Origin of the sequence: Lysinibacillus sp. GbtcB16 (assembly GCF_019091145.1) — a bacterium.
GTDB lineage: Bacteria > Bacillota > Bacilli > Bacillales_A > Planococcaceae > Lysinibacillus > Lysinibacillus fusiformis.
In genome coordinates this window covers 1-266 of sequence record NZ_JAGXJV010000465.1, presented here as the reverse complement: position 1 = coordinate 266, position 266 = coordinate 1, and the positions used below count along the sequence as shown (strand labels likewise).

The window sequence follows — 266 nt, the reverse complement described above, 5'->3', positions numbered from 1 at the left end:
ATTGCGCTTTGCACTTATCGTACGGAATATTTCCCGGGTGACACAGGGACATATTCATCTTGGACGAGTAGGCCGCAACGGCCCCATCGTAGCCTTCCTGTTTGGCCCATCCAAATTTGGCATCTCTGTCAGACGCGGAGTCGTTCGAGGCGTACTCACAAGTCAGGATCTTGTGGGGCCTCTGCAAGGCAAAACCCTTCGCGACCTCATCAGCGAATTCGAAAGCGGCAACGCCTATGTGAATGTGCATACCATCCAGAACCCGA

General features: G+C 53.4%; 1 protein-coding gene. It reads left to right on the top strand.

Annotated elements, in window-relative coordinates; all coding sequences use genetic code 11:
- Position 1: 1 nt before the first annotated feature.
- On the top strand, positions 2–266 hold a 265-nt coding region (locus KVT27_RS24915; protein ID WP_254636280.1), incomplete at its 3' end, for a CHRD domain-containing protein.